This is a genomic window from Arsenophonus sp. PmNCSU2021_1, from assembly GCF_036919435.1.
In the GTDB taxonomy this organism is placed as follows: domain Bacteria; phylum Pseudomonadota; class Gammaproteobacteria; order Enterobacterales; family Enterobacteriaceae; genus Arsenophonus; species Arsenophonus nilaparvatae.
Genome location: NZ_JAZHPL010000010.1, coordinates 159,991 through 185,065 on the forward strand (window position 1 = coordinate 159,991; position 25,075 = coordinate 185,065).

The following is a 25,075-nucleotide window of genomic DNA, read 5'->3' on the forward strand; positions in this document are numbered from 1 at the left end:
AATCCTAGCTTAAAATCGATTTTAAGCAGCCTAGAACGCTCTGTACGACGTTTTCACCTTCAAGACAAACAAAACCCACCACTTCAACCATCGCGCTGTAACCTCTTTTTGTCTTCGACCGTCGCACACCTGTGTTGCTGCAAAGCCCGTTAAAACCAAAACCCGTCTATCAGGGCGGCGCAAGCGCCTTAAGGTCAACAACAGTCGCAGTTCGCACTGCTCACTGCTCCAACCCACAGCTTTGTATTGCTTAAGAAAATCAGTTACAATTAACAAAAAATGAGGAACATCACTTATGGCCCAAGTTGCATTTGATACACAAGAGTTCGTCGAGACATTAGAGAACGCAGGCATTACGAAAGAACATGCTAGGGCTATCTCTCTTGCTGTACGGAAATCTCACGAGGTAGCCGATGTAGCAACGAAAGCTGATATTGTTGAGTTGAAACATGAAATTGCAGAAGTAAATCGGAATGTTGCAGATGTTCGCAAAGATTTATCTGTTGAAATTGCAGATGTTCGCAAAGATTTATCTGTTGAAATTGCAGATGTACGCAAGGACATGGAGCATCGCTTTGAGAAAGTTGAAACACAAATAACTGATGCAAGGAAGGAAGCCGCGGCTCGTGCTGATAAAACTGATGCAAAGATAGCCCTGTTGCACAAAGATATTGAAAGTATATCAAACAAGCTAATCATTAAAATGGCTAGTATTATGGCTGCTATTGTCGGGCTTGCAACAGCCATCATTAAACTGGTTTAAATTGATTAATACTAAAACCGCCTGTAAGACTTTCTGCGGCATTTAAATTCAAAAGTGCTACATTGGGTTACCTATATCAAAAAAACACCGTAGAGGGCTTTATAGGTGCCTTAAAATCGATTCCTGATGCCTACTCGAAGTCAAATCTGGCACTGAACGCGATAACACTCATCAGTTAACTGGAAAATATTTGTATATACTAGCCAGTGAAACTCCATACAGTAATGCCAACTGTTTTCTAGTATTGCCGGCCTCAAGTAATTTTTTAGCCTGCTGTTGCTGTGCCGAAGATAATGAGCAAGGTCTACCGCCGATGCGCCCTTTGCTTCTCGCTGCGGCCAAACCTGCCTTAGTACGCTCAACAATTAGCTCGCGCTCCATTTGTGCCAACGCACTCATCACGTGAAAGAAAAAACGACCTGCTGACGAAGAGGTGTCGATAGAATCCGTCAAGCTGTGAAAATGAATGCCTTTATCTTCCAGTTCAGAGATTAAGCCGATTAAATGTTTGATGCTGCGCCCCAGCCTATCGAGTTTCCAAACAACTAAGGTATCGCCCGTTTTTAAGCAATTTAAAGCGCGTTTTAATCCGGGTCTCTGGTCTGTTTTTCCGCTGATTTTATCCTCAAAAATCTGTTCACAATTTGTACAAATAAGTGATTTTCGCTGTAAATCGGTGTTTTGGTCATTTTTTGACACCCTCATATAGCCTATTTTTGCCATTTTATCCCCGTATAATCCCTCTTAAAGCCTTGTCATCGCTGGTTTTGGGCAAAATATTAGCTAAATTCCCGATTTAATAAAACCTTGGTTTAACGGAAACGGTAGATTGTGCAAAAAATGCACTGGATAAACGAACGGGTGGTAGCGTCAATGGCAACCTCCATGTGACCCAATCTGTGCATATCGGCGATAACGATTCAGGATTACGGGCTAATGGCGATGGCAACGTGGCATTTTATGCTAATAATGCAAAAGTAGCTTCCTGGAATAATGATCGATTGCATTGGTTAAAGAGTGTAGAAATTGATGGAACCATCAATACTCATAGCAATTTGCATATCTCATGGGGCGGCAGAACCGCGGTTTATCAAGAAAATGGTGATGTAACTGGCCCTATTTGGGGCGGGGCGTTAAGCAGCTGGCTTAATATGCAGATTAACAATCGAGGAGCAAAAAATACAGCTCACCTCGCTACGAATGGATGGTGGAAATGTGGTGACAGCGGCCTTATCAGACAATGGGGCATCACACCACCACTCAATGCCGGACAGATTTATACGGTATCTTTACCTTGTCCCGTCCCTCATGCCATTTTCTCGGCAAACGCGACGGTAAAATACAAAGGTATTGCTCCCGAGGGCAATTTAGGTACTTATGTCGAAATAGTCGGAAAATCGTTAATTATCAGTGCAGATTATACCAGAACAGGGATTAAAGCGCCGAGAACATGGGAGCTGGTTTGCTACTAACTCAACATTATCAGGCCGCCCTGACAATGTAGTTAAACGCGACATTTCGCGGGCGGGTTTCGCTACCGCCTGCATTAGACGTTGTTTTGTCAATGAATAGAAAAGAATCATTATCTCCATCCGTAGCACGTGAACCTGTATCTGCATTATACCCTACAGGCATTTTTTCTTTATTGTTTGCGTGGCCTAGTGGACCATCATCTTCAACATAATACCTGTCCCGATAACCATGAGCGTGGCGCTCGAGTGATGCAGTTTCAGACGATAAAACCTTACGCCTAGGATTCACGCCTCGCCCAGCATCCCAGCCACGAATAAACTCACCACGTAAATCAGGGAGTTTTCCTGATGGATAGGCGAGTGCTAAAAGCGGGTATTTTTTCTTATCGAATGGCTCACCGTTGCAGATAAACCAACCGGTCGGCGCTCTTTCAGCAGGCCAAGGCAGGGGAATACCTACCGGGATTTCGACACGCAATACTTCGGGTGTAACAGCATGAACATCTGTGGCAGTTAGCTGCACATCCTGAGTGAGAGTTTTGCCGTTAATTTTACGCTGATTGGGTGTGGCATTTTTTGCACAATCTACCGTTTCCGTTAAACCAAGGTTTTATTGAATTCAGAATTTAGCTAATATTTTGACCAAAACCAGGCATAATAAGTCTTTTAGAGGAAGGTTAAGGGGCTAAAATGGCAAAAATAGGCTATATGAGGGTGTCAAAAAATGACCAAAACACCGATTTACAGCAAAAATCCTTGATTTGCGCAAATTGTGAACAGATTTTTGAGGATAAAATCAGCGGAAAAACAGACCAGAGACCCGGATTAAAACGTGCTCTAAACGCACTGAAATCGGGTGACACATTGGTGGTCTGGAAGCTGGATAGACTGGGTCGCAGCATTAAACATTTGATTACTTTAATATCCAAACTTGAAGATGAAGGCATTCATTTTCATAGTTTAACGGATTCTATCGACACCTCTTCGTCAGCAGGTCGTTTTTTCTTTCATGTGATGAGTGCCTTGGCGCAAATGGAGCGGGAGCTTATTGTTGAACGTACTCAGGCAGGTTTGGCTGCAGCGAGAAGCAGAGGACGAAGAAAAAAAACCGCTTTACCACGACGGCTGAACTTATGTTGCAACTCTCAACTGCAAAACGACAAAATAAGCTCAAACAATATCTATCACGTTCGGTGATGGCCCCGAAGTTATTGATCATAGATTAGATTGCATATCTACCGTTTGGGCGAGAGGAAGCAAACCTATTTTTCAATGTGATTGCCAAACGTTAGCAAAGACTTGAAAAATTTAGTGGAGTGTGAGACTAAAGAGACTGTATTTATTTAAGGGGGATAATAATGAGTGAATTTTCGGGAAAGGATTTATATCAAATAAAAATCACACTAATTGATAGTAAACCACTAATTTGGCGACGTTTGATCGTTCTGAAGACAATACCTCTTGATGAACTACACATGGTTATACAATTAGCTATGGGTTGTACAAATGATCATTTGTACAGTTTTGAAAAAGGAGATTTGCGATATGGAATGATTATGGACGATTTTAAAGAAACATATCTGCAAGATAGTACAGGTGTGCCTTTGAGCAAACTCCTTCGTAAGAAAGGAGAAAAAATGGTTTACTTATACGATTTCGGAGACAACTGGGATCATTGCATTTTGCTTGAAGAATCATCATTGCCTGATCAGGAATTACTCCAGCTCCCCATCTGTATAAAGGGAGCGGAAGCCTGCCCATCTGAAGACTCTGGGGGGCTTTGGGGATATTACCAAAAGCTCAAAGATATTCAAGATGTTGATAATCCAGAGCGTGAAGAATTACACGAGTGGCTAATGTGCGACATAGCTGAACGAGCATATGACCTTAAAACTATCAATCAGCGGTTGATTAATTTTTACTCTTGAAATATACACATGGAGTGTCCATAGTTCAAAAGGTAGCATTTTAAGTGCTACCTCTGAGACTAAGGTGAGAACATGAGTGCTCTATTGACGAGCAGTTTGGTTAATAAATATTCGCTATTTTGCCCTCGCTGGGACACAGCATCAAGAATTTAATCGGTTTAATCTCTGAATTGAAAGATAAAGGGATTCATTTTCATAGTTTGACAGATTCTATCAACATCTATTCGTAAGTAGGGCGTTCTTTTATGTGATGAACGCTTTGGGGCTAATGGAGCTTACAGCGGCGAGAAGCAGAGAGAGCGTATCGGCGGTAGGTCTTGCTCATTTATCTTATGTATAGGAACAGTAGGCTCAAGAATTACTTGAGTCCTGCCATAGTAGAAAAAAGCTTGTATTACTTTATCTAGTTTCATCGGCCATCATCTACAAATATTGTCCCGTTGATCGTACCACTAGAACAGACCAAAGTGCCTCCGATGAAAAATAACAGTGTAATTCCGTTGCACTGATGGAAACAAGAGTAGCTCACCATTTATCGCACGTTTTGGCTTCAAATATCGCACGCCGCATCAATGTAATTTAAAATTCATGCGCTCGGTGAGTAATAACGCACTATTAATGCCACTGCTTTCGGAATAAACCGTCCCCGTAAACGGATACATCGAGCCGTGTGAACCCGCGCACCAAAAGAGCGCATCGAGTGGCAAGCGGGCTTCGCTGGCAATCGCATCGGCAGCACAGGCTAACTGGGCAATACTGTTGCCAAACAGCATTGCCTCTGGATTGGTAAAGAGCGCCAGATTGTCGTCCATCCACATCGGGTCAAGTTCCGAGAGATAGCCAATGTCATATTCCCCGCCTTGCATGCAGCCGATGGTGGTTAAGATATTAAGCCAGCTGATAAGCGGATATTTGTACCAGTGAACGTGGTACATGCCGCCTGGATTTTCATTCGCGCCTTTGGTGCCTTTTCCCATGCCAATTTGTCCTATCGGAATGGTGAAACCACCCATATTGACCATACACATCGGTGAGCGCGTCACATCGGTCATGGCAAACGGCTCCCAGAAACCTATCGCAAGACCAATACGCTGAAATAACGGCGGTGACGCAGGACATAGCTGAATCGGTGATGAAGGATTACGCGTATCCGGTAGACTACTGCTATTTAAACTGATATCACCAAGGCTGATTGGAAACAGACAACGCCAGCAGATATCGGTAATGGGATTAACCCAGCGACCCTCACACAACGATGCTTTTGCTAGCATCGGATTGAGTAGTAAAAAAGCAAACAATAAGTGCAAGCGTCGCGTTTTCATCATTTGCCTCGCTTCGCTTTTTCAACAGCAGCTAATAACGTTTTTTCATCGACCACACCGGTTAATATTGAATTATTCTGTGCAACGGGGTTTTCGCTACTAGCAATAATTAACGCGGGTAATGTTTGTATATTAAATTGCTCAGCAAAAAATGCGATCGTTGTTGCCAGTTTTTCGTTAGCATTTTGAAAACCCCTAAGTTGAGATTCTTTGTCCAGCAAAGGAACACCGTTTTTTCTAAAGCTCTCATCAATACTGATGCCACTAAATAAATCCGCGTAATAATTTAAAAATGCTACTTCGCCACCATTTAGCCATACCATCAATTCGGCTTGCGCCGCCAACAACGATTGTTTTGACTCATCTGGCAGATTTTTAAAAACAAATCGAATATCAGGGTGGTTTTTGGCTAACTTTAAAATCATCGGCGCCATCTTTGCGCAGTCGGCACATTGATAGTGATAAAGCACCATGACCCTGACTTTGCCAGCAGGATTGACAACAGGGGTAATATCACCCTTATCACTGTCGTAATATTCCCCAAGCATTTTTAGATTTTCTAGCCCTGTTAACTCCTCTGCCAATGAAATGATTGGCAACAAAAATGCACCCAGTAGTGATCCGATAATGAGATGTTTGTTCATTATTCCCTTTTCTCCATTTTGCGTGTTTTGGAGTTTCATTGTACCGCAACCTCGGTTATCCGTAGCAAGGATTGATTTGGCATTTCATCCACGACACTGGGTAATTTCTCAATGCCAAACCGGTTAACCAAAACGCCACCTTGGTCAAAGTAGATACGCTGATTTAAGGTCTTTGCCGTGGTTTTTATATTTCCGTTCACCAAAATGATTTTTTGGATGGCAGTCTTGGGTTTTTGCGCCACGACCCAGGCAAGTTGTTTTTCGTCATCGCCATCGATGAAATAAAGCGTTTCATTAAAAGGGGTGATATCAAAGGGGGTTATCTTCTGCCCTTTGCGCGCAAACACCGTGCCGTTGTGGTCACGAATATCTTTGGTGACGGTGAAACTGGGGTCAAACGTTCGTGTGGTATATTTTACCGCTTTGGTGAGTCCCTGCACCGGTTCAGGTCGCTCGGCATTTTTTGTTACCCGTTGCCGCCATTCCTGCTGAATTTTTTCCTCATTGCCTAAAAAGGCACTTTCCACCTGTTCTTTAATCACCGTCAGCAAATTTTGTTCGGCTATCGCCCAAACATCGCCAAACGTGCCGATTTCAGTGGCTAGACTTCCTGCACTGAAATTCATCAAAATACCGATACAAGGCAGCCACTTATTCATGGTTTTTCATTGCCTCGGCAATTTGTTGCTGGATATCAGCGGTTTTATCGACTGCCCCTGCCATCACCGCACTATTGACCAGTATTACAGTGTTACTTTTACTATTTTTTTCTAGTACCCGCTTTAAGGTGTTGTTATATCGTTCTATCAGCTGGTCTTTTTTCTCATCTGACAAGTCCAGTTTGCTGACCTGCAGTAAAAAGCGATCAGGGGTCTTTTTCATATCAAAGGTGATAATGTTCGTCCGAGGACAAAGACAGTGGTGTACGGAAATCATCAGCAGAGCACTTAATAAGCTCCCCGTGATAAAATTGATGATGGCGGTCTTTTTCATGCGGCTATGCCTTTGAGTAATGCGACTATTTTTTGCATTTATTTGTACTCCAAAAACAGTTAATCGATATGACAAACGCTAACTAAAGCCTTATCCCATGACATACCTAGGTAATACCCCGAATACTTGTTGAAATCATGAAAAACTCAGTGGTCATCGCAACTACCAGCACCACCTGAATCACCCAGCGCCACCTTGACTGCGGATGTAACTTGAGAAGCACACACAACAATGCGATGATTATCAACGCCATGATGATTATGATGTCCAATTCACACCACCTCTCTCATGGTTTCACCTGCTTTAATTTCGCCAATAACGCAGGGTCTTTTTGTTGCGCCATTTCAAAAATAATGTCATTGATGCTTGCCCCTTCCTTTAGGCGTTTTTCCCGATAGGTGAAGTCGTCACCTCGGGAAGAGAAAAGCTCATTACTTAACGGGTCGAGCATCAATCGATGAAAACTGCTGTAACCGCCCACACTTAAATGCACGGCACTAAATCCGGCACGGCTGGCAGGGGGAAACTTTTGAATTAATGCCCACTCCATTTCGTTGAAGGTGGAAGGTTCTTCTTTCTGGAAGGTGGTAAAGGCTTTTGCATCCTGCATCAGCGTGAATTTAAAGCTGCTGTTGTCATAAGCGGCCAGCGCTGCCGTACTTAAATTTTTATCGCGGATGCTTTGTGTTACAGTGCCAAATGAGCCATTATGCCGACGGGCAGTACGGTAACCTTCTTCGATGAAATCGCGGACTTTAGGGCTTTTGGCATCCAGCAGTTTCCAGCCTTCATCAATGATGTTCATCTTGCGTAAACTGCGTGGCGTGTTGTACATCAGGTTTTCTGACCAGAGCATGAGCGTAAATAACACTGCCATGAGCAAATCCCGATTGGCTTTTAAGCCACCGAGTTCGGTGACCACAAAGCGCATATCCGGCTTTAAGGTCGGCTCACTGCTATTAAAGTATTTGCCGTATATCCCCTTGGTGGTGTATTTGTTTAGCAGTACCAGAATTTCATCAATGCGACCGGTGATACGGCTAGCCGTCTCGATTTTACCGCGATGTTTTTTTAGATAGTTAACGACATCATCAATACGCATATCCTGTTTTTTGTTAGGCCAGGATTCGGTGATGGCTTCGAGTATCAGTGATTCATGCACTTCATCCATCAATCCATTGGGGCTTACCAGAATGCACAACTGGTCACGAATGCGCTCAGCGCTCAAGGTGATATCGGTAATGTTGGCAAACGGATTAAAGCGCAAGGTTTCGCCGTTAATGTAGGTGCCCCCCACACTCTGGCAAAACGCCTTGTAGCTGTCACCGATATCAAAGATAGACAAATAACCGCCGCTATCTAATACCTGTCTGGCAATCGTTTGTGCCAACACCGATTTCCCTGCGCCGGAGGTGCCCGATTCAAACCAGTTGAAATTGGTATTGGGCAAACTTGCGTCAAAAATATCGAGAAACGCCAGTTGATGGCGGTAACTCGGGAAGACTATCCCTGCCTGACTGAGCTTGTTATCGGCGATAATCGGCATGAGATTGACCGCCTGAAAAGATTCGGCTCGTTGAATGGCTCCGGTTTTTAAGAAGTCTTTCCAGAGCTTCGGGTTATCGCCTACCGCAAAAGGTAGGTGCCCCAGGAAGTTACGCATCTGCATTAAATCCGCTCTGACCATATTAAGCCCCTGCATGGCAAACGCTTTTTTGGTGCGCTCCGCTTCTTTAGCGGCCTCCTCTTCATCATCACGACAAAAGAGCGTAACCCCGAAGTAATAACCGGACAGTGACGTCGCGGTGGACAGCAAGCCTTCGCGCAAACTCTTCCATTCCGCGTGCTGGCGTTTGGTTGAGGGGATATATTTGGCATAAGACGAGGAGACTTTCCGCTCCAAATCCAGAAACTGCTTATTGGCTTCACCCTGACTCCGTGACTGGTCTTCAGTTTGAATAATAAAACTCATCACAAATGGGCAGCGGATGCCGTTTTGCGGATTGAGTAAATTAGAAATGATGTTGCCGTTTTGCCAGAGGTAGTGCTCTCTGGGATTACTGTCGAGATTAAAGTGAATGGCTCGGGTGGAAAACGGGTTATCTTCTTCATTGCGCCCCGTGATTTCGACATACCCAGGCTTAAACCAGTAGCAGGTATTGTTCTGCACAATCTGCTGATTAATCGCTTTGTCTTCTATCCACTCTGCTAAATACGGCTTCAATCTTTCTGTGTCCAAATTAATCATTTCGCGCATCATCTGCAAAAAGCGGGTAATTGACGCATTGTCCGCATGAATATCCGAAGCATTAAGTGCACTTAACAGATTACGGCGGGTTTCACGGATTTTGATGATTTCCCTTTCCGTTACCCGCTTGCACGGCTGGCAGAACGCAAAAAACAGATGATAATCTCTGAGCGTCAACGGCAGATTTTGGGGATTGGCAAACTGATGGCGCGTCGCATCAAGATAAAACCCCTGCGTGATTTGATTGCATTCATCAGCACGATTGCCCTGCCAGCTAAAATCACGCAATCCGTTAGCTAATTTTTCATACACCGTTTGACTGGACAGTAAAATCACCTGTAGTGGCATATCGCGCGGTAGATTGTTTTTCACCAGTTCTTCGAGTGATTCGACCAGTTTTTCATTGGCACCGATTAGGGGCTGCGCTTCTAGCAAAAAGCCCAGTGAGTGCTGATTAATAAACAACTGATGGTCGCTGTCATAATCCCGATAGGGCAACAGATCGCGTAAATGCGGATAATCCATCGACTCGAGCTTTTTTGCCGTTTCACGGGTGGTGTCTTTTTCCATCAAGGCGTTGCCCACCAGTTCAATAATTTTGAGTGGATTGACGTGTTTTAACATCACACCTTCTCCACATTTGCCCAGCTGGACGGGGTGGTCACGAAATAAACCACTTCACCAGCATGAACGACTTCATCCGGTGAAACATAAGGCGCAATCCATGCACGCGTTATCCGCTCCACCTGCCGAGACGGTGCGCTGATTTCAGACAGACAAGGACTTGCCGGACAGGCAGTACTGGACTGTGTGAGGGCGTTATTCGTTAGCCAGCGTGAAGAAAGATTTTTAGCGGGTGACGGTAATGGGTTGTTTATGTTCTGAGGTCGTTCAGTTAAAAATGTTACAGCTGTTTGCATCGGGTTTAATTGAATTAAACGATAAGCCGATAGCGTAAATCCTTTAGCGGACTTGACGACCTCGCCTTTATATTGGGCGACTAAGTGACTGGCGGTATCGGTCATCGCATCCGCCTCGCTCATCCAGTAACCGGAGTCTTTGGCAGGTTTGCCAAATTCAAACTCACTATTCATGCCAGCGCAGCCGGAGAGCAACACAATGCTACTGATAAGCGCTATGCGATACTTCAACATAATGTTGAGTCCTTCTTGTTAGATTTTTTTTGAAAAACCCCGATAGCCAGCCTCAAAAAACTAAGCATTAAGGTGATAGCAAGTGACAGACGAAAAACAGGGAAAAGCAGGTCGGCGACCTTATCGAACGTTAAAACCACCGCCTCAGGTTCAAAGGGATAGGTCATTGAAAAATGACCGTTTAATGCAAACGCCACCGTGAGCCAAATAAACGTCATGGGAAAATAAAAACTGACATTCATTATCAGTTGCAAGCCATGCAGGGCGATTTTTTTAACGATTGACGCCTTTTGTTTAATCGGCAGCATCGCGGGGTTTTTTGTACTCACCCCATTAAGGAATGGATGTTTGATAATGGGTTTCTGCGCTAACGTATTCATCAGGTTATTCCTCTTTGGTTAATGGCGTCCGGTCGGAATTTCGACGAAAAAGACCGATAGCAAGCTGCAAAACACAAAGTATCAGCGTGATACAAAGCGACAAGCGAAAAACCTGTTCAAGCAGTTGCCAGCCGGCATCCATCACCTGGCTTACTTCGCTAAATTTAAACACTTCATCCGTTGATAAATGCCCCACATAAAAAAACATCATCGTTAACCAGAAAAAGATAACCGGTAAGTAAAAAAAGCCTTTTTTAACCTGTTGTAACGTGTGTTCAACGCACTGATTAATGTCGACGAGGATGTTTGTTGCGAATCGATTCATGGCTTTATGCCTCCGTGATTTGACGGTGGTTTTGTGGGTGTGACAAAATCAGATAAATCCATTGAGGCGGCACTGCCCAACTGGTTAAGCAGTTCCGGTGGCAGGTTGGTTTTCACGCTGTTGCTGACGTTTTTCGCCAGTTGGTGGGTGATTCGCTGACCTTTTTCGCTTCCAGGTCTTCAATAAATTCCGCCTTAAACCCTTTTTGGAAAACCACTTCGACACGATTCGCAGCGCCTATCGGGATAACCGGATGGTATTGCTCGGAGCGCTCAATGTAATAATCCGCCAGTTTATTGGCTGCGGTCGAAGCCCCGCTACCGAGCGCTTGTCTGGCGACCTCCTGAGTCGTAGCCTGATGAGTTGCCCCCATGCCGACGGTGGTATTGCCAATTTGCGAGAAGGCGTTACCCAACCCCCCTAGTGCACCCGCCCCAAAAGCCAGTCCCAGCATGGCACCATTGCGCATAACGGGTATGCCTTTAATGCCGTTTTTGCCATAAAAACCGACATGTCCTTCAACCACCTGGTCAATATGTTTGTTGTTGATGACACACGACAGGCGCTCAAGTCTCACTTCTGCCCGTTCGCTCGAAATCTCGCCCCAGGCCGATGCGGTGACAAAGCAGTGGGTTAATTTATCCAGCTTTTGATTGCCAGGCAGATGGGCAAGTCCCGTTAACTTAAACTGCATGGCGACTTTTTTTGTTTCGCCTTTCACCGACGCATTGGCATCCGCCCCTTCTAGCACGATGGCGGTTGAAAACGTCCCCGAGGGGACATAAAAACCGGATGAGGCTGTATTTTCTTTTTTCGGATAAGTAAAACGGGTACTTTCAAGCTGGCCTTTCGGTGGCAGGATAGCGATTTGCGAGGAATACTCTGTTTGACTTGCCCCTGGTGTCGGCCGGCTTTCCATTGCTTTTTGATTACTCTGTATTTCAGCCTGAAGCTGACCCACATTAGCCTTTAACTGGCTATTTTCGTTTTTAACCGCATCAAAATCACGCTTAATGCCCTGAATTTCTTTTAGCAACATGTCCATCGTCTGCCGATTCGCTTTTTCGCTTAGCTGCGCATCCGTAACCACATTGCCTTGCACCTTATTGTCAAAGGTATTAGTGATGGCGCCGGTTAAATCCGGCTCCTGAGCGGTGGGATTACCTGATTGTGCGGTGCTGTCAGCAGCGGTGAGTTCCACGCCTGAGGCTTGCCTGTTTATCCACCACAGCAGCGTGAAAATCGCCACCACACCGAGGCCAATTGCACCAAATACCACCTTTTGATTTTTGCGGATAAAATGATTGATATTCATTGCGGTTTCTCCTTAATCAAAAGAAACAGCGTGACCTGCTCATGCGGTAGTAAGGTGTTAACGGTCGGATTAAACGCAATGGCCATCGTTTGGGGTACCCAAAAGACCCGCTCATTTAACTGAATGGGTTGGGTCGTTTTATTCTCAATATTAACCCGTAATAGCCGAAACTGTTTACCCTGGAAGCTGACACTGTCCCGAAAGCGAAAATTGTTTAATGCCGAAGCTGACCAGTTGACATTTACACGACCATTTTTGACAAAACCGGTAGGGATATTGTCGTTCATCGCTACTGTGAAAGTACGGGTAATAAACTGGCTATAAGAGTCGCTAGTCTTCTCCCAATCCTGGGCAACCGCCTCCGCTTTCGCCTCGGCATTCATCACGCTCACATTGATGCCCTGGGATTTTTTAACCGGTATCGCATTGACCGTGAAACCAAAGCCCTTTTCGGTTTCGATGTAGAGCGAAAACGGCGCGGTTTCCTCGGTGGTGAAAATTAATGCCCCACTGTCGGTCGCTTTTTTATCGGCGAGCTTGCCGGCGGCGCTATTGGCTTCCACAATCCGGTCGTTCATCACCGCAATCACATTGGGTTCACGATTACTCACCATTAGTCGCACCACGCTGTGGGGGGTAACGGTCAGGTTCTCTGCCCAACCCGATGTGGAAATCAAAATAAAACTTAAGCAAAAAAGCGGTTTGTTCATGCCGGCAACTCCACAAAATCCGTCAGTTTCAATGCCCCGTCGCGCGTCTCAAGGAGCAAGCGATAGTGCTTCTCGACCGGCTCCACCGCTTTAATGCCGTAGAAGAAATGCAATTCGCCGGTAATATCCACCACCCCACTATCAGGACTCACTTTGACTTCCTTGAGATAAAAGGTAGAGCTGGCTTCATTGATAGCCATCCGCTGACGCTCTTCGGCTAACACTTCTATTAATTTTTCGCGTAAATGCGTATCACTATAGGCCAGCAACAAATCATGACTGTCTTTAATGGTTTGCGCCGAAACGTTAAGACGCAGATTCAGCAGACTTAAGGCCATCAGCCGAAGATAACGCGCATCACCGCGCGTGCCGTAAAAGCTAAAACCTTCGTGGTCAACCATGGGGGTAATAATCGTTTGATGATTGTTAATAAGCTGAGAAGTCAATTCCCTGTTTTGCATCAGCAGGCGGTAGCAAACACCTAAACTTAACACCGTTATCACCACACAGGTCACGACCCCGATGGCCAGTTGTTTTTGTGATGATTTTCGCAGTTGATAATCCATTCACGCGCCTCACGCTATCCAGTACCGTTTGAAACTTTCGGGTAAAACAGTGATAAAAAAACGCATAATGGAAGTCGGTAGACACCAGTACGCCAGCCCCAACAGATAACTTGACCCTTTGCCCTGCTTAAGCCTGCGAAGCCCAACAAAGGCGATGGCTAATGCGGGGGCAAATATCCACATATTGACGAAAATCGCACAACCAATAAGCGGCAAGTAAACCACCCCCTCATCCATCGTCAGCCCACAAAAACGACGCTGATGGGTAAGCGTGGTAGGGAACTGATAGCGAGAAGCGGCATCCATTTAAATCAACCCGAAGACCACGTTAACAAACACAATCACCGCGGCAATCCCGCCAAACACCGCCAGATTTTTGGTTTTTACGTAAGCAAAAATCGCAGCAAGGATTTTCAGTACGTACAAAATCCAGACAACGGTTGAGCCTTTACCAAAGGTACTTTTCACCACCTCCTTGCCACCACTGAATAAATCCCCGGTTGTCGGTGGGTCTGCATAAACCTGCATGGCAGGAATAAACATTAATAATCCAAAAAACATCAGAGTGAATAACGATTTTTGTTGCTTTAACACCTTACACATAGCTACCGCACCCACAGTGAAAGGGTTTTTTAGGCATGAAGTGACCTTGCCGTTCATTTAAGTCTCCTTAAAACGGTTAATAGTTAAATTGAGTAAAAACTTAGCGTTTGTGTCTTAATAACGTTGAAAAATAAGGCGTCTATAAATTGAAGGAGAAAATCTCTGATTGCGTGATCTCCTATTTACCTCATTTCATCGATACATTTTCTTTCTTCTGAGCTCCCTAGTAGCTCTTTTAATTTATCTTTCGCTTCATCTCCTGATTTCTCAACCAAATAACGGATAAATTCATTTACTGTGACAGGTCTTCCTATGTAATGACCGATGTCGAGTACAATCTTGTCTAATCTGTCTCTTAATTCAGTGCCAACATAAATATTTTTTCCTTTTGATAGCTGCTTAAACATACAAGATCCCTTAAAAATTCATTATTAATGCTTGATTAAGTAAAAGTAATTATCCCAAAAAATTTCCGGATAATCTGTCCCTTCTTTTGAGTGACAGAATCCGCATACTTTTCTATGACACTTTTGTTAAAACATCCCTATCTCTTTAGGTAAATTGTTTTTATAATTCTTAATATGTTAATTATAGCAACATTTGTGTCTTTTAAAAAAATAGACACTAAAAATATTTAATATGAGGAAAAGAAATGAGTAATCAGCCAAAATTTATTAATAAAATGATTGCTCTATCAGAACAACTTATTCCTGATATAAAAAATAAAGAAAAAAGAATCGCCAAAATTTGTGGGGAAAATGAATCAACTGTTAAAAATTGGTTATTTCATGATAGAACGCCTCCGGCAAAAAAGAGAACGATCATTGCAGATAAATTTGGGGTATCAGAAGAATTTTTATTCGGGGAGACAGACATATTATCCGTTCCTTGTGCACTCTATAAATCAGATATGGATATATGGCTTATTCCACGTATAAAACAATCTGACATTAACAAACTAGCAGAACGTTGTTCACTTTATGTCTTAGACAGATTACCGCTAAAGATAACCAAAAAGATAAGTCAACAACTCATTAATCCAGAAAATACTTACTGTATTGAAATTGAAGATATTGATTTTCCGCCTTTTCTTGTAAAAAATGATTATGTTTTTATTAATAATACTGCTTTGAAGAAAGCAGGGATCTTCTGTTTTTATCTAAGAAAGCATAATATGGAAATCGTCAGGTTAACAAATTGGGAAGACCATAAAGAAATGTCAAATAAAGCAGGAAAAAGAATAGATTACGAAAAAAACTCAACCATTATTCCAATAATATTAACAATTTCAAATAATTATTGATATGAAAATTAAGATACTTGATATTATTTTTGGTGAAACCATTGATTCTGATCATGGTAGAATTTTTCTACCTGTTCTTTTTTGTATAGTTTTAAGCTCCACGACCCTTTCATTTTTTAATCATAAAACAATTTTGATATTTGGCTACCCATTACATCTGTCAATGGGACTCATAGTTTTCCCATTAACATTTACACTAACTAATATTATGCAAGAACTTTATGGAAAACTATTTGCCAATACCGCCGTCCGTTATGGTTTTCTTTGTGATACTTTGCTTATTTTTATAGCTTTTATTCTTTCAAACTTAGGAGAACGCCAAGATTATTTTACAGTCTATAGGGATCCACCAACAATAATGGGAATGACCTTCATATTTTTATGGATGAGCACCTTAATTAACACGATTATGTTCGAGAAATTAAAAAATTGGGGAAAAGGCACCTTTGCAAGGTTTTTCATTTCTTCAGTATTAGCTGAAACTTCTATTAGCATTATATCAATTCCAACAATGATGTGGAAAAACAACCTAACTGATGGGGCATTTTTATCGGTGCTTTTCATCGTTCTTTATAAGGTCATTTCTACTTTCATTCTATCCGTTATAATCTCAGTAAAAATGCACTGGAATACCCACCATCAATAACAATATCTTGACCTGTAATAAAGTTGTTCTGAATTAACATTGAAATAACAGAAAACACGTCTCCTGTAGTTCCACAATTACCTGTAAGATACATTTTGCTATAGTCTGGTAATCTTCCATGATACTTTTTTCGTATCATTGGTGTATCAATAGTCGCGGGAGAGATAGAGTTAACTAAAATATTAGGCGCATTTTCAACTGCACAAACTTTTGTTAAATTAACAATGGCAGCTTTAGCACAACTATAAGCAGCCATGTTATTCGCACCCACAGATGCGGTTGAACTTGCAATGTTGATAATTTTAGATAAAGATTCCCTTTCTTTCATTAATTTTATTTCTTGCTGCAATGCATAAAAGGTTGGCATAAAAATGGAACGAAAAGAATCAATAATATCCTCAGATGTCAACGCTAAAATAGGCTTTCTGACACCCGCCACCCCTGCACAATTCACAGCATAATCAATATGAGGTAATTGCCCAAATGTTTTTATTACCTGATTTTCATCAGTTAAATCACAAGCAATCTGTAAGATTGATTTGTCTAACTCTTTATTTATATTAACATCTAAGCCAATTACTTCGTATCCTTGATTATGAAACTGTTTAATCGCGTGATCGCCAATACCACTAGCATGTCCTGTTATAAGAATTTTTTTCATTTTTTCCGAAACCTTACTCGTTATAAAATTACAAATATTACCGTGAAAAATGATAATATCATTATAAATATATCTACTTTCTTAACATTGAGACTTCATAACGTCAGTCCAGTCACAATAAAACATCTTACTTTAAGTGAATGCATTAAAAGGATAAATGTATTCAGGTACCCTGATAACAATATACTTAAACTTATCAATATATTGTTCACCAATAGACTGTTAAAACGTAGAAAGATAATTCTAGACAATAAGATGCTTATAGAATATGAGAATGGAGATGTCGTTGAAATTGACTACAATACGCTTTCTAACATGCTAAATTTAAATATGAATCTCAAAGATACATTAGCAATAATAACATTTATTGTTGGTGGAAATAAAAATTGAAATAGAATCAGAAAAACTCCCCATTTTAGAGGATATTCTTAAATTTATTAAAAATTTAACCGATTAATTAAGTTTAATAAAAAACACTGCATTCTATTATTAAATAACAATTTCAACTCAAATAATGAATTTACCTGATATTTTTCTTTTATTCTCTTCAAATGTTCACAAACTGTGTTTGTCTTAATATCCAAAGTTAAAGCAATATGATCAATTTTATAAAGATTCACATATAAAATTAACACCTTCAATTGAACGCCCGATAATTCAGGAAAAATTTTTGCATACGGAGAAAAATCATTTATATGATATAATTTCATTGTTATTTTTTCCTCCTATTAATTAACATAATTATTGCTAACTTTAATAACTGTCTTATCAGAAGACAGTAGTTCAGAAGGGATATAGCGCTCAAATCCTTTGGATTTGGCAAAATCCCTTAGCTGACAAGCAGAATGCACATCGGCTTTTTCATAGATAATATTTAAATGATTATCAGTTGTTCTCGTTCCGATATTTAACCGTCTGGCGATTTCCTTGCTACTCAAGCGATGCAACGATAAAAATAAAACTTCCCACTCTTTAGCAGTAAACCGTTCGTTAGGTTTCTCCGTAGTAACTGAATAAGGCTGTCTACCTTCCACATATTCCATCGGTGACAAAAACAGGAATTCATGGGCGTGGAAGAAAGTGCCTAGGTAGCTATTTTCACTACAAAAAAGCGGTAAAAAATGGAATTGCCAAACTTTGGGCGCTTTGTTGTAATCAGATGGCAAATGGCATATTACGAAAAATGGGGATCTTTCAATCTGTACTTTTTCTATCAATGTTTTCATTTCAGGAGTACGGATTAACTTAAAAAGTAAATCCGTCATTTTGGCATCAGTCTGAATTTTTCCCTTGCTATTACTAAAACCACAGGGGACATTTGCGCTCAAAGAGAGTTTTATCATCTCAGGTTTCACGAAGCACCCCCAAATCTATTGATAACCTGAGTTCGGGATAAGCGTTAGTTATGAGAAAATAAAAATAGCTCATTTATCAATAAAAACCTTTTAAAATCAATAAAATGATAAAAAAGGGAATATTTTTAGTTGGTTGTAGGTTAAAAAATAAGCTATTTTCTCTGCTAAAATCATGAAAAAAGCCAAAACTTAGCACTGTTTTATGTAAAAATTTTAATTTAAGTAATTGAATATATAATGAAAAACTTTATATTCCTTATCCCGAACTCAGGTTATTGATAAGGCCGAGTTCAGCACTGACTCTTATTGCCTGTTTAGCGTTGCATACACACAGTTTTTTCACTACGTTGCTCATATGGAATTTAACTGTGCCTGTTTTAATACCTAATATCATCGCGATTTCAAAATACGTTTTGCCTAGACTCACCCAGTAAAGAATCTCATTTTCACGTGTTGTAAATATTTCAGTCGCTTTTTTCTCCTCATTGCCCCGTTCGATATAAGCGTCAATCAGTTTGTTGTGCGTGACCATCAGTAACATTTGCAGTTTTTCTTTGATTTGCGTTTCCAGTTCAGGAGAATTTTGCTCATCGACTATCACATTTAACCGCGCCAAATAGTGGTTGAGGTCATGCAAGATGAAGGTATGACCGCCACCACAATCAGCATTTTTTGCAGCATTCATGATCTTTTTTAACGTCAATTTCAAATTGATGAGAATGTTTTCATCCCAATAGAACGGTAACGTCCGGTTTAATGATTTTTTAATCAGGGGGTCAACATACTGGTAGCTTTCTGCTTTATAAATTTCAACCCATTCTTCGGGATAATTTGACAAACAAAAATAACGGTTCGGGTTATTTTTATCAAAAACCGAATAGGAATATTTCAACGGGCCAATTTTATTAATCTCCCGCTCCAAAGACGCCTTGATAACATGATTAATATTTTGGTCATTCAAAAATAAATTTGGCTGGTTGTTTGAAGTCAAATATCTCATACCGCACCTCCAATACTACGAAGGTACTCACCCTGACGGGGTGTAAGGTGTTTTGACGTGTGAGCAAAGCTCAAAAGCTGCTCGATTGATATGTTGCACGCTTTCATTATGCGTGCAATATGCGTACTATTTCGCATAGTCCGACTCCTAGTACTGTTAGGTTTTGGATTAGCTGGTTGTGTGGGCTACAATCCCATTCAGCCAGCGATAATAATTATCTATTCTTACTTAACAAGTAATAATTATTAAGTATTACTTGTTATTTATGTTTTATTAAATATTCTTCTAATGCAGCTCTAATTATTGAGCTATTATTTTTTGGATTAATACCATTTCTTTTATTCTTTAAGGCAAGATCTTCTATAACCAGTAACAATTGTTTTGGTAAAGATATAGTTGTTCTAACAAAAGCATCAGTTTTTTCTTGACCATAAGGACGGTCGGCTAATTTTTTAGCTAATAATTCAGCTTGATCTATTGTTATTTCATTTCTTTTTATTGATGTTTTCTTTAATCCCATGAGAAAGCCTCTTCTAATAAGGAAAAAATTTCATTTTTTGCTTTTTCATTACAAGATTCTAAAACGGACTTTCCTTCTGAAATTACATCTCTATACACTTTTCTGTAACATCCAAATGAATTTAGAGAAATTATTGCGTCAAATTCTTTCATAAACTCCAAAAACTCATAACGCTCATTGGTTTGTAAAATAGGGTTTGTTGTGGCCATGGATTGATAGCAATAAGCTTTTAGATCTGGATTTAAATCTCTTATAGCGTCTAGTTGTTGTTGAAGTTCAATTAAAGTATCTAAATCTAACTGAGAACATTGATGAGGAGCAATTATTTGATCAGCTACAGTACATCCTGTTATTAATTCTCTACTATTTCTTCCTGAAACATCAACAATAACATGCTCATATTTGTCATCGAGACTTCTTAATGTCTGAGATATATTATCTCTTTTTTCAATTAAAGTAATTTTTGGTTCTAAACATGCTTGTTCCCTTTCAGAATACCATCTAGAAGCGGATCTTTGTGGATCTGCATCAACTAAAACAACTTCATGGCCTTTTAAAGCTAATCCGATAGAAATATTAGTAGCTGTAGTTGTTTTGGCTGATCCACCTTTATTACATCCAATGACAGTTATCATAATAAACTCTGATGAAAAGTAATTTATTATTACTTAATACATAATAATTATCAAGTATTAAGTAACACTTATTATGTAATCTACATTACCTATTACTTAATACTTTAAGTTCTTTTCAAAGTGCTAGGTTTAGCAAACATCTTATTTTTAATCTTAAAAATCTCTTTCTTACCTTTTTCTCGTTTACGTGATGATTCTCCTTTATCTGTATTTTGATTACGATTTTTAAAAGTAACTTTATCTGTTACAGGATCAAACAAAATTTCATAATCAGGAAGATCATTAACCTTAGTGAGTTTCTTGATATCAAATCTAAATTTTCTGAGTTCTCTCGAGGAGCCTGTTTTTTGATGAAGCTTATCAAGACAAATAGTAAATTCATGCTGACTGCCACAATGCTTGCGGGCTATCTCATAGATACGCCTGTCTATTGCTTTACGAATACGAAAATAATCAGGACTAATTTTTAGCACTTTAGTTTTAGCTATCGCCTGATAAAGCCAATCAGGTAAGGTCACTTCCACCATCCCAATTTCAAGTTTACCTTTTTGTTTTTCAACAATCCGCCAAGTATCGATTAACCCAAATTCTATTGTTTCCTGTTCATTTTCCGAATAAATAATATTCGTTTTAATTCGAGTACCAGATAACCTAGACAAAGTTTTTTCCAAATCATCGTAAGCCCGTCCACTTTTAGCTCGATTAGTGGTTACAAAAAAATCATAGGGAGTAAAAGCAACCGTACGACTAATAGATTGATTATTGTTAATGGCTTCTTGTAATTTTGAAATGGCATAAATCCATATGTCTTTATCAAAGATTGTTGCTAAACCTATACCAGCTAGTGATCTTACAATGACAGTCACATTACCATTTCTATACTCCCGAACTTTCGTATCGCCACCTTTTAAAGCAAAAAAAGGATGCTCCATACTTGCCATTTCATCTCGGAAGGTTGAAATATCAATATCATCCGCAATAAAAAACTCAATTTGTTTATGTATGTGTGGACGTAAAGTATTCAAATTGCGTTTTCCTGTTTTCTTTGTATGATCAGCCATAGCCTATTTCCTAGAGTGTTTAGGATTGTTGGTTAAAACCGTTTAAGTGTCGCAAGCACTTAGACGGTTTGTTTTTTTGATAAAAATTGTTTCGACTTTTACGGACACTAAATTAATCGACTTTCATGGACATTATATCGACTTTTACGGACAATTCAAACTAACGAACAAAAAAAACACAAAAAAACTGTGAATAATTCAAAAATGCAATCGACTTTTACGGACAAACTATCGACTTTTACGGACAAACTATCGACTTTTACGGACAAACTATCGACTTTTACGGACAAAGAAAGTTTTTTTTACATTCTAAATCAAATACTTAATCCATCTTTTTATCCTTTTAACTCTTTTAACTTATACATAACTAAATATAACTACGCGCGCGCAAGGGTTATCTGTGGATAACTTTTATTCCAACAAAAACCCTGAACGGAAAAATATGTTACTACTGAGTGACCGTATTTCTTTTTTGCTAATAGTGATATTCCGCTTCCTCGTCTGCTCACTCGCTACGCTCGGTCACAGACTCCGGCAAGCGTAGGAATTTTAATTAAAAATATTTTTTTTAAGTTAATTAACCTGAAACATTGCACTATCCAGACGCTACAGCTAGCATCACTAGGATTAACGTATCCATTAATTCAGGCCCACCATGAACAAAACCGAACTCCTCAATCAAATCGCTGAAAAAGCCAACTTAACCAAAAAAGATTCAGAGAAGGAGGCACTTAACGCCTTCATTGAAACCGTGACAGAAACACTAAAGGCGGGAGATGAAGTACAACTCGTTGGCTTTGGTAGCTTTCAAGTTAAGTAAAGAGCAGCCAGAGAAGGGCGCAATCCACAAACAGGGAAGACTATTTAAATTGCTGCTGCAAACGTACCGAGTTTTAAAGCGGATAAAATTTGACTATTTTCGTACAGGTGTTTTGTGGCGTGTCCGAAACCGAATGGTTAAATCTAATAATTTTTGAAAATTAAAACAGAAATACCCGTCATAACCCCCTCTAAAACCGCCTGTAATCCATTCTGAGCCATTTTCTCGATAAAAACGTAAATTCGTACAGCTAAAATTTTATCGGCTCTCACAATGCGTTCCCGGACTCTTTAAGTTTAAGGCTAACGTCAAACGCAGTATCAAAAACGCCCCAGATTTCCCTAAAACACCTATTCAATTAATTTCTGGTAAACTTATTACATTAAGTTATGCAGGAGAAGATTTTGATAAATCCAACGCCAGAACAACAAGCCGTCATTGACTGGCAAGGCGAGAAGCTCATTGTTAATGCTTTCGCCGGAACAGGAAAAACCTCAACGTTAGTGAAATACGCCGAAAAGGATCCCGAACTCCGGATGCTCTACATCGCGTTTAATCGCTCAGTGAGGGAAGAGGCTGATGAGAAATTTCCGGCTAATGTGCTTTGTAAAACATCCCATCAACTGGCATGGCCTGCCTTTGGCAGAAATTACGCTAATCGATTAACCCATTCTCTGCGGCTTTTTGATATTGCTAATGCCACTCAGAGCGATGACTGGGTATACGTAAAAGCGATACAGGACACCTTAAAGAACTTTATGTGCGGTGTCGATAATCAGATTATGTTACGTCACTGTCCCTCAATATTGATGGGGGAAGTCAAAAAATCGTTTACGGCTCATGAAGTTGTCATGCAGTGTGAACGTCTTTGGCATCGAATGATTGACCTTGCTGAGAATTTCCCCGTTATTCATGATATGTATTTAAAATTGTACCAGCTCTCCCAACCTAACCTTTCCCATCGGTTTGACGTTATTTTGTTTGATGAAGCCCAGGATGCTAATCCGGTTACTCACGATATTGTTTTTAGTCAAACGACGAAATTAGTGATGGTGGGTGATGCCCATCAACAGATTTATCGTTTTCGAGGGGCTGTGGATGCATTAAATGCGCCTTCGCTTAGTGATGCTGACCGTCTCTGGTTAACCCATAGCTTTCGCTTTGGTGTCTGTGTTGCGGATATGGCGAACGCATTACTGGCCATGAACGGTGAAACGCACCAAGTGGTTGGCAGAGGTGAAAAAGATGACATTCTTATTGATATGCCTAAGCAAGGTTTTTCTCACCGAGCCATCCTCAGTCGAACAATAGCTGGTGTGATTAGAGTAGCATTGGAAGCCAGTAGCAAAAAAGCGACTATTTACTGGGTCAACGGGATTGATGCTTATCGTATCGATGAATTAATTAACCTTCACTGGTTCTCACTCGATAAGCGAAATAAGATGAGCAACCAGCGGCTTTATACCGAATATCGCAATTATTCCAATTATAAGCGCATAGCGCATGCCAGTGGCGACCAGGAAATGTTGCAATCTATCAAAATCATCGAAAAATTCACGCCATTACCAAAAAAAGTGGATGTTTTACGTAAACGAACGGTAGATACTGAAGATGAAGCCAGTATTACCGTTACCACTGCCCACCGAGCAAGGGACTAGAGTGGGATATTGTCGAAATCAACAATGACTTTCCGAATAATCTTTTTGACCCTAATATGGACAAAGCAGCCTTTAAAGATGAAGTGAATTTGCTGTATGTTTCAGCGACCCGAGCGAAGAAGACACTCGTTATTAATAAATTGTTGGTAAATATTCTGGCCAAAATTGCTGAGAATGAGAAAATGAGAAAACGGCACAGGCTTAATTCAGTAATGCTTCTAGAAGCGCCTGTAATCGATTGTGAGCCATTTTCTGTGATTAGCCATGTAGAGATACCAGTAACAAAAAATAAACGCACCTGAGAAGATAAGGTGCGTTTTTGTATAGCTGGATTATGATGTCTGATATGTAATGAATAAATAGCGTATTTAATATAGTCGGTTTGTTTGCCATAATTCAATCTGACGCGAGCAATTATTGAAGATATCGGATGAGTAAAAAATTCACCCCAACACTCCATGATGCCATATTCAAGCAGTTTTTAAGTGAAAAAGAGACGGCAAAAGACTTCTTCGACATTTGGCTACCCGATGAGATTAAAGCACTATGCGACTTAGAGAGCCTCAAAGTGGAGTCTGGCTCATTTATCGATAGTGAGATGAAAAATTACCAGAGTGATATTTTGTATTCAGTCAGAACCTCAAAGGGAAGTGGTTATATCTATGTTTTGATTGAAGCACAATCTTCGCCTGATAAGCTCATTGCATGGCGGTTGATGCGTTATAGCATGGCCGCGATGCAAAAGGTGCGACAGGAAGTTGTCTGACATATTGTTTTGACAAAGGAATGGACAAAACCAGTCATCCCATTGACTGTAACCTACCGTGACAGGCGTGGCGGGCAACTGCGGGGTCTGAAGCTCACGGGACAATGAAACCTTGCGTTGTAAAACGCGATAACGAAACCGTGAGGGAATAGTTATTACCTGCAAGCATCATGCGGATGAGGTGCTAGGTTTATCGGTGTGGTTAACGTATGTGAACTGTTAATAAA

Annotated in this window: 31 protein-coding genes and 4 pseudogenes; 11 read left to right on the forward strand and 24 right to left on the reverse strand. The window is 40.6% G+C overall.

Annotated features, from left to right (window positions below; genetic code table 11):
- Positions 1 to 295: 295 nt before the first annotated feature.
- Complete coding sequence (locus V3224_RS23445) at positions 296 to 763, forward strand: hypothetical protein (RefSeq protein ID WP_334473040.1); 468 nt, start codon at positions 296 to 298, stop codon at positions 761 to 763.
- Between the two features lie 171 nt (positions 764 to 934).
- Here the strand turns inward: V3224_RS23445 and V3224_RS23450 are convergent, their stop codons facing one another.
- Positions 935 to 1,486 carry a recombinase family protein gene (locus tag V3224_RS23450; RefSeq protein ID WP_334473041.1) on the reverse strand — a complete coding sequence of 184 codons (552 nt, stop codon included), beginning with the start codon at positions 1,484 to 1,486 and terminating at the stop codon, positions 935 to 937.
- A 164-nt stretch (positions 1,487 to 1,650) separates the two neighbouring features.
- Between V3224_RS23450 and V3224_RS23455 the strand changes: the two genes are divergently transcribed.
- On the forward strand, positions 1,651 to 2,235 hold the full coding sequence (locus V3224_RS23455) for a gp53-like domain-containing protein (protein WP_334467938.1): 585 nt from the start codon (positions 1,651 to 1,653) through the stop codon (positions 2,233 to 2,235).
- A 10-nt stretch (positions 2,236 to 2,245) separates the two neighbouring features.
- Here the strand turns inward: V3224_RS23455 and V3224_RS23460 are convergent, their stop codons facing one another.
- Complete coding sequence (locus tag V3224_RS23460) at positions 2,246 to 2,758, reverse strand: phage tail protein (RefSeq protein ID WP_334473043.1); 513 nt, start codon at positions 2,756 to 2,758, stop codon at positions 2,246 to 2,248.
- Between the two features lie 167 nt (positions 2,759 to 2,925).
- Here V3224_RS23460 and V3224_RS23465 point away from each other — a divergent pair.
- From V3224_RS23465 to V3224_RS23475, 3 genes and pseudogenes are all read left to right on the forward strand, one after another.
- A pseudogene (locus V3224_RS23465) lies at positions 2,926 to 3,333 on the forward strand (recombinase family protein); the annotation flags it as partial.
- 2 nt (positions 3,334 to 3,335) lie between these two features.
- A pseudogene (locus V3224_RS23470) lies at positions 3,336 to 3,524 on the forward strand (ATP-binding protein); the annotation flags it as partial.
- 69 nt (positions 3,525 to 3,593) lie between these two features.
- Positions 3,594 to 4,163 carry a plasmid pRiA4b ORF-3 family protein gene (locus tag V3224_RS23475; RefSeq protein WP_334470793.1) on the forward strand — a complete coding sequence of 190 codons (570 nt, stop codon included), beginning with the start codon at positions 3,594 to 3,596 and terminating at the stop codon, positions 4,161 to 4,163.
- Between the two features lie 572 nt (positions 4,164 to 4,735).
- Here the strand turns inward: V3224_RS23475 and traU are convergent.
- From traU to V3224_RS23550, 15 genes and pseudogenes are all read right to left on the reverse strand, one after another.
- Positions 4,736 to 5,485, reverse strand: a pseudogene (gene traU, locus V3224_RS23480) (conjugal transfer pilus assembly protein TraU); the annotation flags it as partial.
- Positions 5,485 to 6,129 carry a thioredoxin domain-containing protein gene (locus V3224_RS23485; RefSeq protein ID WP_334472970.1) on the reverse strand — a complete coding sequence of 215 codons (645 nt, stop codon included), beginning with the start codon at positions 6,127 to 6,129 and terminating at the stop codon, positions 5,485 to 5,487. The gene V3224_RS23485 and the pseudogene traU, both read right to left, overlap by 1 nt.
- Before the next feature lie 35 nt (positions 6,130 to 6,164).
- Complete coding sequence (gene traW / locus V3224_RS23490) at positions 6,165 to 6,788, reverse strand: type-F conjugative transfer system protein TraW (RefSeq protein WP_334472968.1); 624 nt, start codon at positions 6,786 to 6,788, stop codon at positions 6,165 to 6,167.
- Positions 6,781 to 7,122, reverse strand: coding sequence for a TrbI F-type domain-containing protein (locus tag V3224_RS23495; protein WP_334472967.1), 342 nt, complete (start codon positions 7,120 to 7,122; stop codon positions 6,781 to 6,783). Before V3224_RS23495 ends, traW begins: the two co-directional genes overlap by 8 nt.
- 106 nt (positions 7,123 to 7,228) lie before the next feature.
- Positions 7,229 to 7,393, reverse strand: coding sequence for a hypothetical protein (locus tag V3224_RS23500; RefSeq protein WP_334472966.1), 165 nt, complete (start codon positions 7,391 to 7,393; stop codon positions 7,229 to 7,231).
- 15 nt (positions 7,394 to 7,408) lie between these two features.
- Entirely contained in the window at positions 7,409 to 9,994 is a 2,586-nt protein-coding gene (gene traC / locus V3224_RS23505) for a type IV secretion system protein TraC (protein ID WP_334472965.1), read from the reverse strand.
- Entirely contained in the window at positions 9,994 to 10,524 is a 531-nt protein-coding gene (gene traV, locus V3224_RS23510; RefSeq protein WP_334472964.1) for a type IV conjugative transfer system lipoprotein TraV, read from the reverse strand. Before traV ends, traC begins: the two co-directional genes overlap by 1 nt.
- Positions 10,518 to 10,904: a hypothetical protein gene (locus V3224_RS23515; protein WP_334472963.1), complete on the reverse strand. Its 387-nt coding sequence runs from the start codon at positions 10,902 to 10,904 to the stop codon at positions 10,518 to 10,520. The genes traV and V3224_RS23515 overlap by 7 nt, the downstream gene beginning before the upstream one ends.
- A gap of 4 nt (positions 10,905 to 10,908) precedes the next feature.
- Complete coding sequence (locus V3224_RS23520) at positions 10,909 to 11,229, reverse strand: hypothetical protein (protein WP_334473044.1); 321 nt, start codon at positions 11,227 to 11,229, stop codon at positions 10,909 to 10,911.
- A gap of 112 nt (positions 11,230 to 11,341) precedes the next feature.
- Positions 11,342 to 12,544: a TrbI/VirB10 family protein gene (locus V3224_RS23525; protein ID WP_334473045.1), complete on the reverse strand. Its 1,203-nt coding sequence runs from the start codon at positions 12,542 to 12,544 to the stop codon at positions 11,342 to 11,344.
- Positions 12,541 to 13,254, reverse strand: coding sequence for a TraK domain-containing protein (locus tag V3224_RS23530; RefSeq protein WP_334473047.1), 714 nt, complete (start codon positions 13,252 to 13,254; stop codon positions 12,541 to 12,543). Before V3224_RS23530 ends, V3224_RS23525 begins: the two co-directional genes overlap by 4 nt.
- The gene (locus V3224_RS23535) at positions 13,251 to 13,820 is read right to left on the reverse strand and encodes a TraE/TraK family type IV conjugative transfer system protein (protein ID WP_334473049.1); all 570 of its coding nucleotides are present in this window, start codon (positions 13,818 to 13,820) and stop codon (positions 13,251 to 13,253) included. The genes V3224_RS23530 and V3224_RS23535 overlap by 4 nt, the downstream gene beginning before the upstream one ends.
- Before the next feature lie 9 nt (positions 13,821 to 13,829).
- Positions 13,830 to 14,126, reverse strand: a complete 297-nt coding sequence (traL, locus tag V3224_RS23540; protein ID WP_334473051.1) for a type IV conjugative transfer system protein TraL — start codon at positions 14,124 to 14,126, stop codon at positions 13,830 to 13,832.
- Positions 14,127 to 14,480, reverse strand: a complete 354-nt coding sequence (locus tag V3224_RS23545) for a type IV conjugative transfer system pilin TraA (RefSeq protein ID WP_334473053.1) — start codon at positions 14,478 to 14,480, stop codon at positions 14,127 to 14,129.
- A 125-nt stretch (positions 14,481 to 14,605) separates the two neighbouring features.
- Entirely contained in the window at positions 14,606 to 14,830 is a 225-nt protein-coding gene (locus V3224_RS23550) for a hypothetical protein (protein WP_334473054.1), read from the reverse strand.
- 245 nt (positions 14,831 to 15,075) lie between these two features.
- Here V3224_RS23550 and V3224_RS23555 point away from each other — a divergent pair, with 245 nt between their 5' ends.
- Positions 15,076 to 15,726, forward strand: coding sequence for a hypothetical protein (locus V3224_RS23555; protein WP_334473055.1), 651 nt, complete (start codon positions 15,076 to 15,078; stop codon positions 15,724 to 15,726).
- A gap of 1 nt (position 15,727) precedes the next feature.
- On the forward strand, positions 15,728 to 16,372 hold the full coding sequence (locus tag V3224_RS23560; RefSeq protein WP_334473056.1) for a VUT family protein: 645 nt from the start codon (positions 15,728 to 15,730) through the stop codon (positions 16,370 to 16,372).
- Here the strand turns inward: V3224_RS23560 and V3224_RS23565 are convergent.
- From V3224_RS23565 to V3224_RS23595, 7 genes are all read right to left on the reverse strand, one after another.
- Positions 16,329 to 17,033 carry an SDR family NAD(P)-dependent oxidoreductase gene (locus V3224_RS23565; protein WP_334473057.1) on the reverse strand — a complete coding sequence of 235 codons (705 nt, stop codon included), beginning with the start codon at positions 17,031 to 17,033 and terminating at the stop codon, positions 16,329 to 16,331. The genes V3224_RS23560 and V3224_RS23565 overlap by 44 nt on opposite strands.
- 437 nt (positions 17,034 to 17,470) lie before the next feature.
- Complete coding sequence (locus V3224_RS23570; protein WP_334473059.1) at positions 17,471 to 17,743, reverse strand: helix-turn-helix transcriptional regulator; 273 nt, start codon at positions 17,741 to 17,743, stop codon at positions 17,471 to 17,473.
- 18 nt (positions 17,744 to 17,761) lie between these two features.
- Entirely contained in the window at positions 17,762 to 18,388 is a 627-nt protein-coding gene (locus V3224_RS23575; protein WP_334473060.1) for a helix-turn-helix transcriptional regulator, read from the reverse strand.
- Between the two features lie 256 nt (positions 18,389 to 18,644).
- Entirely contained in the window at positions 18,645 to 19,388 is a 744-nt protein-coding gene (locus tag V3224_RS23580; protein ID WP_334473062.1) for an autoinducer binding domain-containing protein, read from the reverse strand.
- A 259-nt stretch (positions 19,389 to 19,647) separates the two neighbouring features.
- Positions 19,648 to 19,908 carry a CopG family transcriptional regulator gene (locus V3224_RS23585; RefSeq protein ID WP_334473064.1) on the reverse strand — a complete coding sequence of 87 codons (261 nt, stop codon included), beginning with the start codon at positions 19,906 to 19,908 and terminating at the stop codon, positions 19,648 to 19,650.
- Positions 19,899 to 20,543, reverse strand: coding sequence for an AAA family ATPase (locus V3224_RS23590; RefSeq protein ID WP_334473065.1), 645 nt, complete (start codon positions 20,541 to 20,543; stop codon positions 19,899 to 19,901). Before V3224_RS23590 ends, V3224_RS23585 begins: the two co-directional genes overlap by 10 nt.
- Positions 20,544 to 20,647: 104 nt before the next feature.
- The gene (locus V3224_RS23595) at positions 20,648 to 21,604 is read right to left on the reverse strand and encodes a replication initiator protein A (protein WP_334473066.1); all 957 of its coding nucleotides are present in this window, start codon (positions 21,602 to 21,604) and stop codon (positions 20,648 to 20,650) included.
- Positions 21,605 to 22,259: 655 nt separating this feature from the next.
- Between V3224_RS23595 and V3224_RS23600 the strand changes: the two are divergent.
- From V3224_RS23600 to V3224_RS23615, 4 genes and pseudogenes are all read left to right on the forward strand, one after another.
- A pseudogene (locus V3224_RS23600) lies at positions 22,260 to 22,469 on the forward strand (HU family DNA-binding protein); the annotation flags it as partial.
- Positions 22,470 to 22,828: 359 nt separating this feature from the next.
- Positions 22,829 to 24,082 (forward strand): UvrD-helicase domain-containing protein, encoded by a 1,254-nt coding sequence (locus tag V3224_RS23605; protein WP_334473067.1) that lies wholly within the window; start codon positions 22,829 to 22,831, stop codon positions 24,080 to 24,082.
- A 17-nt stretch (positions 24,083 to 24,099) separates the two neighbouring features.
- Positions 24,100 to 24,384 (forward strand): hypothetical protein, encoded by a 285-nt coding sequence (locus V3224_RS23610; RefSeq protein ID WP_334473234.1) that lies wholly within the window; start codon positions 24,100 to 24,102, stop codon positions 24,382 to 24,384.
- Positions 24,385 to 24,512: 128 nt separating this feature from the next.
- Positions 24,513 to 24,848, forward strand: coding sequence for an Rpn family recombination-promoting nuclease/putative transposase (locus tag V3224_RS23615; RefSeq protein ID WP_334473069.1), 336 nt, complete (start codon positions 24,513 to 24,515; stop codon positions 24,846 to 24,848).
- Positions 24,849 to 25,075 lie beyond the last annotated feature (227 nt).